This window comes from Methanobrevibacter sp., assembly GCF_017468685.1.
GTDB lineage: Archaea > Methanobacteriota > Methanobacteria > Methanobacteriales > Methanobacteriaceae > Methanocatella.
Genome location: NZ_JAFUHT010000069.1, coordinates 1 through 8,972, shown reverse-complemented (window position 1 = coordinate 8,972; position 8,972 = coordinate 1). Strand labels below are relative to the sequence as shown.

13 protein-coding genes and 1 pseudogene are annotated in these 8,972 nt (G+C 33.4%); 12 read left to right on the top strand and 2 right to left on the bottom strand.

Translation table 11 applies throughout. The features are described 5' to 3' along the window. Positions 1-261: 261 nt before the first annotated feature. The 3 genes from IJ258_RS08760 to IJ258_RS08750 are packed head-to-tail and all read left to right on the top strand — an operon-like array spanning position 262 to position 2,624. Positions 262-1,164, top strand: coding sequence for a CBS domain-containing protein (locus tag IJ258_RS08760; RefSeq protein WP_292805930.1), 903 nt, complete (start codon positions 262-264; stop codon positions 1,162-1,164). 8 nt (positions 1,165-1,172) lie between these two features. Further along, positions 1,173-2,096 carry a deoxyhypusine synthase gene (locus IJ258_RS08755; protein WP_292805927.1) on the top strand — a complete coding sequence of 308 codons (924 nt, stop codon included), beginning with the start codon at positions 1,173-1,175 and terminating at the stop codon, positions 2,094-2,096. Then, the gene (locus IJ258_RS08750; RefSeq protein WP_292805924.1) at positions 2,097-2,624 is read left to right on the top strand and encodes a hypothetical protein; all 528 of its coding nucleotides are present in this window, start codon (positions 2,097-2,099) and stop codon (positions 2,622-2,624) included. Positions 2,625-2,671: 47 nt separating this feature from the next. Here IJ258_RS08750 and IJ258_RS08745 read toward each other — a convergent pair whose 3' ends face one another. Continuing rightward, a complete protein-coding gene (locus tag IJ258_RS08745) occupies positions 2,672-2,914 on the bottom strand; it encodes a DUF5654 family protein (RefSeq protein WP_292805921.1) in 243 nt (80 codons plus the stop codon). A gap of 83 nt (positions 2,915-2,997) precedes the next feature. Continuing rightward, positions 2,998-3,645, bottom strand: coding sequence for an orotidine-5'-phosphate decarboxylase (gene pyrF, locus IJ258_RS08740; RefSeq protein ID WP_292805916.1), 648 nt, complete (start codon positions 3,643-3,645; stop codon positions 2,998-3,000). A 198-nt stretch (positions 3,646-3,843) separates the two neighbouring features. Between pyrF and cbiM the strand changes: the two genes are divergently transcribed. The 9 genes and pseudogenes from cbiM to IJ258_RS08695 all read left to right on the top strand — a co-directional run. Then, positions 3,844-4,509: a cobalt ECF transporter S component CbiM gene (gene cbiM, locus IJ258_RS08735; protein WP_292805913.1), complete on the top strand. Its 666-nt coding sequence runs from the start codon at positions 3,844-3,846 to the stop codon at positions 4,507-4,509. A gap of 10 nt (positions 4,510-4,519) precedes the next feature. Beyond that, positions 4,520-4,807, top strand: a complete 288-nt coding sequence (locus tag IJ258_RS08730; protein ID WP_292805910.1) for an energy-coupling factor ABC transporter substrate-binding protein — start codon at positions 4,520-4,522, stop codon at positions 4,805-4,807. 45 nt (positions 4,808-4,852) lie between these two features. After that, positions 4,853-5,545, top strand: a complete 693-nt coding sequence (cbiQ, locus tag IJ258_RS08725) for a cobalt ECF transporter T component CbiQ (protein WP_292805907.1) — start codon at positions 4,853-4,855, stop codon at positions 5,543-5,545. Positions 5,546-5,551: 6 nt separating this feature from the next. Continuing rightward, positions 5,552-6,385 (top strand): ATP-binding cassette domain-containing protein, encoded by an 834-nt coding sequence (locus tag IJ258_RS08720; RefSeq protein ID WP_292805903.1) that lies wholly within the window; start codon positions 5,552-5,554, stop codon positions 6,383-6,385. A gap of 135 nt (positions 6,386-6,520) precedes the next feature. Continuing rightward, positions 6,521-6,979: a riboflavin synthase gene (ribC, locus tag IJ258_RS08715; RefSeq protein ID WP_292603096.1), complete on the top strand. Its 459-nt coding sequence runs from the start codon at positions 6,521-6,523 to the stop codon at positions 6,977-6,979. Positions 6,980-6,988: 9 nt separating this feature from the next. After that, positions 6,989-7,696, top strand: a complete 708-nt coding sequence (locus tag IJ258_RS08710; protein ID WP_292805900.1) for a glycosyltransferase family 2 protein — start codon at positions 6,989-6,991, stop codon at positions 7,694-7,696. Positions 7,697-7,701: 5 nt separating this feature from the next. Next, on the top strand, positions 7,702-8,052 hold the full coding sequence (locus tag IJ258_RS08705; protein ID WP_292805897.1) for a DUF2304 domain-containing protein: 351 nt from the start codon (positions 7,702-7,704) through the stop codon (positions 8,050-8,052). Beyond that, a complete protein-coding gene (locus IJ258_RS08700) occupies positions 8,052-8,723 on the top strand; it encodes a (Fe-S)-binding protein (protein WP_292805894.1) in 672 nt (223 codons plus the stop codon). The genes IJ258_RS08705 and IJ258_RS08700 overlap by 1 nt, the downstream gene beginning before the upstream one ends. Continuing rightward, a pseudogene (locus tag IJ258_RS08695) lies at positions 8,710-8,972 on the top strand (lactate utilization protein); the annotation flags it as partial. The gene IJ258_RS08700 and the pseudogene IJ258_RS08695, both read left to right, overlap by 14 nt.

Below are 8,972 nucleotides of genomic sequence, written 5' to 3'. Positions count from 1 at the left end.
TCTCACAAATCAACGTTTTGATTCCTAAGGCAAAATTCCCTGAAATGGTTGATGCCATTAAAGGATTTGATGCTACTTCAATAATTAGAAATGATTTAAAACAGTTAATTGAATAATCATTTCTTTCATTTTCTTTTTTTTCTAAACATTGTTTAATCGTATTTTTTTTTCATTTTTCAAATTATCATTATTTATCATTAATATTTATAAGCTATGTTTTACATAAATAATTATATTATTAATTGGATGGGGATGAAAAACATGTTAACATCTGTTCAAAAGGAAATTTTACAAACCTTAATTAATTTATACCAGTCATCAAATGGTAAATCTATTAAGGGAGAAGATATTGCTGAGGTTATGAACAGAAATCCTGGAACAATACGTAACCAGATGCAATCATTAAGAAGCCTGAGTTTAGTTAAAGGCGTGCCGGGTCCTAGAGGTGGATATAAGCCTACAATTGAAGCGTATCATTCACTAAACATTACAGTTTCCGATAAGGATTCAAAAGTGCCGATTTATAAAAACGGTAAAAAACTGGATGATGTTTCAGTTGCAAAAATTGAATTCACCAGTGTTCCTCAACCTACTGAATGTGAAGCGGCAATTAAGGTTTTGGGAAGCATAAAAGACTTGAATTTAGGTGATGAAGTAAGAATAGGACCAACACCAGTTAACAACTTGGGAGTCATGGGTACAATTGTCGGCCGTGATGATATGGATAATATTCTTCTGGTTGATACCAAAACCATAAGAAGTATTCCAAAGCAGACCGTTGGAGACATTGCAAGCCGTGATGTTATATCTTTCACAATAGATTGTTCAGTGAAGGATGCCGCAAAGAAATTGGCTGAAAAAGAAATTGACGGAGCTCCTGTCATAAAAGACGGAAAAGTTGTTGGAGTATTCACATTAACCGATTTGGTAAATGCAATCGCCAGTGATAATGAAAACAAAACTGTCGGCGAATTGATGTCAACAAATGTGGTTATTGTAAATGAAGATTTAAAAATCGTTAATGCAATTGATGTGATGCTTAAAAAATCAATTTCCCGATTGATTATTGCAGATAACAATCAGGTTTTGCTTGGAATTGTCACAAGAACAGATTTAATTGACAGCATAACAAATTTAAAACAATTCCCAATAATTACCAATTAAGTGATTAAATGAAAGTCAACCCAATCGATGTAAATTCAGATATGAAAATAATTGATTTGATAGATCAATTTGATGATTCAGGTGTTCTAGGTGCAGGTAGAGTTGCACGAGCATGCAATATACTGTCCGATATGATTCAGGATGATGATATGAATGTATTTATGAGTCTAGGAGGACCATTGATACCTGGTGGAATGAGAAATATTGTAACTAAAATGATTAAAGAGGGACATGTCAATCTAATCGTAGCAAGCGGTGCCAACATCACTCATGACCTTGTTGAGGCATTTGGAGGATCTCACTATCGCCATGAGGGCAAGGATGATGAAGAATTAAATGAGGAAGGCATAGGCAGGATTGCCGATATTAACGTGGGATCTGATGATTTTACTATTTTTGAAAGTGAAATTACCAAGATTTATGAAAAGATTGCTTGTGAAAAACAAAAAGTTTCAATTCAGGAACTGCTCTATGAAATAGGCCTTTTGGTTGAAGATGAAAACTCATTTGTAGCGACAGCCGCAAAATATGATGTTCCTATTTTCGCTCCGGGTTTAATCGATTCAATGATGGGTCTTCAGTTATGGATTTTCTCACAGGACCATGACTTTGTGGTTGATGCGGTAGCTGACATGCACTATTTGTCTGATATTGTTTTCGAATCTGAAAAAGTGGGTGCAATCCTTTTAGGTGGAGGATTGACAAAGCATTATACATTGGCCTCCAATGTTATTAAAGGCGGTCTTGATGCAGCTATCCAAATTACAATGGACAGGCCTGAAGCGGGTAGTTTGGGAGGAGCACCTCTTGAAGAGGCAAAATCATGGGCAAAGGCTAGATGCGGATCCAGTCTTGCCAGTGTTGTGGGAGATGTCACTGTAATTTTCCCATTGATTTATGCAGCTGCTTTGGATAAAATTGGTAGTGATTAGATGAGTTATATAATTTTAGCGATTTTATTTTTATTGTCTGGATTTTTCATGAAATATTCAGATGACCTGTTTGATGTTAATAATGATTTAAAGTTTGCTACTGTTTTTGGAGTATTGTGTGGTATTACTTGTGCTGCAGCGACCTGTTATAGTGTAGAGGCGGCTTACATTTTCTTTGCCATTTTAATAGGTAATTTAATTGCTCTAAAAGTTGATGGACTTCATCATGTAATTACTTTAATTGTTTTTATTATAATCAGTTTGATTTTAGGAATTCCTGAGTTAAATCTTGTTGTTTTGCTGATTTGTATTCTTTCAGCTTTAGGTGATGAAGTTGGTCATGAATTAATTTCTAAAGTTACTGATAACAGATTTTTGAACCTGTTTTTTGAGTATAGGTTTGTAATGAAGGTTGTCATTTGTTTACTTGCAATCTGTGGTGTTTTCAATATTTTAATATTTGTATGTTTCCTGTTGTTTGAAATATTTTATGTAATTGCAGGTATTGTTTTTGAAAAATTTAATTAAAAAAAGAGTTTTAAAAGGAATTAGTTAATTCCTTTTTAATTTTGTATTTATTCTACTTCTACGCCCATCTTACCAGCGATTCTAGCGACGAGTACGGTAACAATTACTGCAACGATGGTTACAACAATTGCGTAAATGAATAAACTAGGAAGTGCATCTCCAGCACCGATAAATGATTCAATTAATTTTTGAATTGCATCGTTCCATGCAGCACCTGCTACAAACGCAAATGCGGTTGTAATTAATGCTAAGATGGTTTCCATAATCATTTTAGTTACTTCATTTGCCATGTTTTTTCCTCCATTTAATTTGATAATTGTTCAATAATTATGAGAACAGTATTATTTTTGTTGTCCTCACTTAATAAGTTTACTTATTTCAGTGATTTGATTAAATTTTCACATGCAAGTTTGGGATTTTCTGCTTCATAAATACTTCTTCCAACAATTATTGCATTTGAGTATTGTAAAGTTTTTTTACCGTCTCCACCCTGTTTTCCAACCCCTGGTGAAATTATAAAGGCATTTTCTCCAACAATGTTTCTGATGTCGCTTAATCTGTCAAGTCTTGTTGCAGGTGCGACATAGTTTACAATTCCCATTTCAATTCCCATCTGAGCTATTGCATCTGCATTTTTTTGCAGAAACATTTTTGCTCCTGGGTGTGACATTTCAGTCAGTAGGAATAATTCCTTTTCGTGCTTGTTTGCCATATCAAGACATGCCTGAACACTGTCTGATCCTACAAAACCGTGACATATTATTGCGTCTGCTCCTGCTTTGAATGTTTCGTCACATATTTTGGAGTTTGTTGCATCTATATCGGCCACTTTGAAGTCACATATCACTTTAAATCCAAATTTTTCTTTTAGTTTTTTTATTATTTCAAGACCTTCTGCAAGTGCAAGTGGGTAACCTATTTTTATGGTGTCAATGTATTCTTTTATTGAGTCGCATATTTCTATTGCTTCGCTTTCACTCATCACATCAAGTGCTAAAATCAAGTTGTTTTTTATGTTCATTTTATCTTCCATTCTTTATTCATTTCAATTAATTTTTAGGTGTTCCTAATTAATAATTATTACTTTTTCCTATACATTTATATGTAATAAGTGATATAATAACATTATCAATAAAACTTTATAAAATTTTAATTATATTTTAAATTTTTATTGAGAACTTTATCAAATCATTTTGATATAATTTGGAGGAAAAAAGTTATGCATATTATGGAAGGATACTTACCATTAGAATGGTGTATTGTATGGTTCGTTGTAGCAATCATCGTTGTTGCTTTTGGTATTTATCAAATCAAAAAAATAGTAGATGAAACCCCAGAATCTAAAGCATTACTTGCTGTAAGTGGGGCATTTATGTTCATCTTATCATCTTTGAAATTACCTTCTGTTACTGGAAGTTGTTCTCACCCTTGTGGTAACGGATTAGGTGCAGCATTATTCGGACCTGCTGTAACCGCAGTACTTGCTACTATTGTACTTATTTTCCAAGCATTATTACTTGCTCACGGTGGATTAACCACTTTAGGTGCAAACATTGTATCAATGGGTATTGTAGGACCTGTTTGTGCTTGGATTGTATACAAAGGTTTAACCAAAGCTAATGTTTCATCAACAATTGCAATTTTCTTTGCAGCATTCATTGGTGACTTATTAACTTACGTAGCTACTTCATTCCAATTAGCTTTCGCATTCCCTGCACCAACTTTTGGTACTGCATTAACTAACTTCTTAGTTATCTTTGCAGTAACTCAAGTTCCATTAGCTGTTGGAGAAGGTATCTTAACTGTAATTATCTGGGACAGATTAAAAGCTTACAAACCAAAATTATTAGATAAACTTGGTTCATTAGCTCCTAACGAAGCATAAGGTGATTATAATGAAAACATCAACATTAATAATTTTAGCAATAATTTGTGCTATTATCTTCATTGCACCATTAGCAATGTATAATGGTCATGGGGAAGATGATGGATACTTTGGTGGATCTGACGATGCAGCAAGTGAACAAATTGAATCAACCAATTTCGAACCATGGTTCTCTTCAATCTGGGAACCACCTAGTGGAGAAATTGAAAGTTTATTATTCGCTCTTCAAGCAGCTATAGGAGCAATCATCATTGGTTACTTCTTCGGTTACTGGAGAGGACAAGGTAAAGAAGAATAATTTTATTCTTTTTTATTTTTTTTTCTATTTTTTTAAAGTGATAATATGAAATTTGATATGGATTATATTGCGCATCATAATGAATTAACTGAAACAAATCCTTATTTTAAATTGTTCTTAACAATATTCTTGTTAGTTTTAACTTTAGCACTCGATAATCTATATTTTGATATATTTATCTTCATTGTAATGTCAATTGTGATTTTGGCAATAGCAAAGATAAATTACAGGTCATATTTTAAGTTTCTCACAATCCCAATGGCATTTGTTATACTTACATGTCTGTTTTTAATATTCTTCTTTGGAAAAGGTGAAGTAATCTATGAAACAGGTATATTTGGTATTGTAGTTACAACAGACTCTCTGCACTACGGTGTGTACACTTTCTTTAGAGTAGTCGGATGTTTGCCTTTATTGGGTTTTCTTGCGTTAACTACACCAATTGCAAAAATTTTGCATTGTTTAGCTACTTTGAAAGTTCCAAAAATTTTCATTGAAATTGCACTTTTAATGTACAATTCTATATTCATTTTCTTAAATGAAATTGATACAATGCAAAAGGCACAGGAAACAAGATTAGGATATCATTCATATTGGAATTCATTTAAATCTCTAGGAGCACTTGCAAGTACAATATTTTTAAGATCTCTAGATAAGAGTGAAACATTACAGTATTCTTTAGATTCAAGGGGTTACACTGGTGAATTGCCAATTTATGAGCCACAAAAAAGGGAGTAATTAATCATGTTGGAAGTTAAAAATATTAAATATTCATATAATGCTGATTATCAAGCACTAAAAGGTGTTAGTCTAAAAGTTGAAAAAGGAGAAATGGTTGCTCTTTTAGGTAAAAATGGAGCTGGAAAATCAACATTGTTCCTGCATTTAAATGGAATTTATGAACCGGATGAAGGGCAAGTGTTCATCGATGGTGAAGAGCTAAAATATGATAAGAAGTCTTTATTGAAATTCAGACAGAAAGTTGGAATTGTTTTCCAAAACCCTGATGATCAAATATTTGCGCCGACAGTTGAAGAGGATGTTGCCTTTGGACCTTTGAACTTAGGATTATCTATGGAAGAGGTTCAGGACAGGGTTGAAGAAGCTCTTGAACGTGTTGGTATGAGTGGTTTTGAGAAAAAGGCGCCTCATCACTTAAGTGGTGGTCAAAAGAAAAGAGTGGCTATTGCAGGTATTCTTGCAATGAAACCAGAAGTTATGGTTTTAGATGAGCCAACAGCTGGACTTGACCCTCAAGGTGTAACAAACTTGGTTAAACTGTTAAAAGAGCTTAACGAAGAAGGAATTACTATTATAATTTCAACTCACGAAGTTGATTTAGTGCCGGATTATGCTTCGAAAGTATTTGTTCTAGTTGATGGTCTGTTGATTGCTGAAGGAACACCAAAGGATATTTTTTCACAGCCGGAAATTCTCGAAAAAGCTAACTTAAAAGTTCCAATTGTAACAGAATTGTTCCAGAAAATTGAGAATGAAGGCTTTGATATGGATAATGATTATCCATTGACAATTGATGAAGCTAAGGATAAGTTTCTAGAATTTGTTAATAAAAACTAATTTTTTTTTAAATCAGAATTTTTTCATAATTCTATTATCTAAAGTATTACTCACAGTAATAATTCATAATACTTTTGTATTTTTAATTAAACATTTATATTAATAAAAACATATTTTTTCATAAGGTGAACTTAAATGAGAATTGGAATATGTGATACAACATTTGCTCGTTTTGATATGGCGTCAGCTGCAATTGATGAGCTAAAAAAGAATGCTTATGATTTAAAAATAATCAGAGAAACTGTTCCTGGAGTAAAAGATTTACCAGTAACTGCTAAAATTCTCATTGAAGAAGAAAACTGTGATATTGTAATGGCACTTGGAATGCCTGGACCCATGGAAAAGGATAAGATGTGTGCACATGAAGCGTCAACAGGTTTGATTAACGCACAGCTCATGACCAATACTCATATTTTAGAGGTATTTGTCCATGAAGATGAGGAAGAAGATCCTGTTGAGCTTGCAAAGCTTGCAGAAAACAGAGCCCGTGAACATGCACAAAACCTAATCAAGATGATGTATCACAGAAAAGCAATGAGAAAAGAAGCAGGAATGGGAATGCGTGAAGGAAAAGAGGATGCAGGACCATTATAGTGATTTAAAATGGAATATGAACTAACAGTGGAAGATAAAAATGCAACATATGTGGTTCTTCCAGCATATAATGAAGCGACTAGGATTCGGCCAGTATTAGAATCTATTGCAGAGAAAGGATACAATATGGTTATTGTAAATGACGGTTCTTCAGACAATACATTGGATGTTGTTTTAGAGTCTAAAAAGAAATATCCTGATAAAATCCATGTGTATTCATTAATTATAAATCGTGGAGTGGGCGTTGCAACCCAAACAGGATTTGATGCAGTTTTGAAGTTCAATCCAAAATATATTGTAAGCATGGATTCAGATGGACAGCATTCTGCAGATGATTTGGACAATGTAATAAAACCGCTGGTTAAAGGTGAAGCGCAGGCGGTTATAGGAGTAAGACCACTAAAGGATATGCCTTTAAGCAGAAATTTCGCTAATGCAGTCATGAATCTTTTAACCAAAATTTTTTACAAGGTGGATGTAAGCGATTCACAAACAGGTTTTAGGGCGATAACAATCGATGCTTTAAGAAAAATCGATATCAATGCAAGGGGTTATCTTATCTCATCAGAATTTATAAGGGAAGTCAATGACAACAATATTCCGTTTGCAGAAGTTCCAATTCAAACAATTTACACTCCGGAAACTCAAGCTAAAGGAACAAATGTTACAGAAGCATTTAAGATTTTAATTCAAATGATTAAACATCAGTTTAGGTGAAGATTATGTTTTTATATTCAATTCTATTTCCAATAATATCAATATTGGCCATTTTATGGTTCTTTTATAGGTATCTCAAAGAAAAACAATCATTATTGACAGTTATTCTATGGACAATATTATGGTTATTCGTTATTTTATTTTCAATATTTCCATCAGCCAGTGAAAAATTTGCAAGCTTATTCGGTATAACTCGTGGACTGGACTTTATCATTATTGTAGTCTTTGTAGTACTGTTCTATATCATTTTCAGATTATACAACAGAATTGATATTCTGCATGATGAAGTTAATAAGCTGGTTAAAGAAGTGGCTCTTTCAAATGAGATTACTCTTGATGATGAAGAGGATGAATAATGCTTTATTTTAGAGGATGCACTGCAAGGGAAAAGTTGCCCGATATTCAGGAGGCCACAGAAGAACTTCTGAATCTTGCAGGTGTTGATTATCATATTTTGGAAGATGAAAAATGCTGTGGGTCTGTTTTACTTAGAACTGGCTTTTTTAATGAAGCTCAAGAACAGATAGAAAAAAATACTGAGATTTTTAAGGGTGAAACTATTTTAACTTCCTGTGCAGGATGCTATAAAACCCTCAAAGAGGATTACGAAGGATTGAATGTTATACATATTTCACAGTTATTGAATAATTTGATTCGTGAAGGTAAGCTCAACTTTTCCAAAAGGGAGTTTGATGTAACTTATCATGACTCATGTCATTTGGGAAGACATATGGAAGTCTTTGATGAACCTCGTGATGTTATAAAATCTGTTGCTAATTTGGTTGAAATGGAAAGCATTCGTGAAAACAGTTTATGCTGTGGTGCAGGCGGAGGCGTTAAATCTGCATATCCTCAAATCGCTTCGCAAATGGCAAAATCAAGAATTGTACAGGCAAAAGACACAAACTGTAAAACATTGATAACAGCTTGTCCATTCTGCAAGCTTAATCTGGAAAATGATGAGATTGAAGTAATTGACTTGACCGAATTTTTAGTTAAATATGGTGGTGCGGATGAAAGCAAGTGAACTTGAAACAATGAGAAAATCATTCAATACAGTTAAAAGCAGATCAGATTCCATCAAGGATTCACCATCAACCAAAAGACTTAAAAAAAGGGTTAAGGATATCAAAATGGAATCAATCAACAACAATGAGTATTATTTGAATCAGGCTTTGGAGTCATTTAAAAGAAATGACATTGAAGTTAGGATGGCTCGAACAGCACAGAATGCATTGGATATAATTGATGAGCTGCTTGATGAGTATGATGCAGC

Coding starts and splice junctions, on each gene's coding strand:
- IJ258_RS08760 (WP_292805930.1), top strand. CDS start 262: ATGTTAACATCTGTTCAAAAGGAAATTTTACAAACCTTAATTAATTTA.
- IJ258_RS08755 (WP_292805927.1), top strand. CDS start 1,173: ATGAAAGTCAACCCAATCGATGTAAATTCAGATATGAAAATAATTGAT.
- IJ258_RS08750 (WP_292805924.1), top strand. CDS start 2,097: ATGAGTTATATAATTTTAGCGATTTTATTTTTATTGTCTGGATTTTTC.
- IJ258_RS08745 (WP_292805921.1), bottom strand. CDS start 2,914: ATGGCAAATGAAGTAACTAAAATGATTATGGAAACCATCTTAGCATTA.
- pyrF (WP_292805916.1), bottom strand. CDS start 3,645: ATGAACATAAAAAACAACTTGATTTTAGCACTTGATGTGATGAGTGAA.
- cbiM (WP_292805913.1), top strand. CDS start 3,844: ATGCATATTATGGAAGGATACTTACCATTAGAATGGTGTATTGTATGG.
- IJ258_RS08730 (WP_292805910.1), top strand. CDS start 4,520: ATGAAAACATCAACATTAATAATTTTAGCAATAATTTGTGCTATTATC.
- cbiQ (WP_292805907.1), top strand. CDS start 4,853: ATGAAATTTGATATGGATTATATTGCGCATCATAATGAATTAACTGAA.
- IJ258_RS08720 (WP_292805903.1), top strand. CDS start 5,552: ATGTTGGAAGTTAAAAATATTAAATATTCATATAATGCTGATTATCAA.
- ribC (WP_292603096.1), top strand. CDS start 6,521: ATGAGAATTGGAATATGTGATACAACATTTGCTCGTTTTGATATGGCG.
- IJ258_RS08710 (WP_292805900.1), top strand. CDS start 6,989: ATGGAATATGAACTAACAGTGGAAGATAAAAATGCAACATATGTGGTT.
- IJ258_RS08705 (WP_292805897.1), top strand. CDS start 7,702: ATGTTTTTATATTCAATTCTATTTCCAATAATATCAATATTGGCCATT.
- IJ258_RS08700 (WP_292805894.1), top strand. CDS start 8,052: ATGCTTTATTTTAGAGGATGCACTGCAAGGGAAAAGTTGCCCGATATT.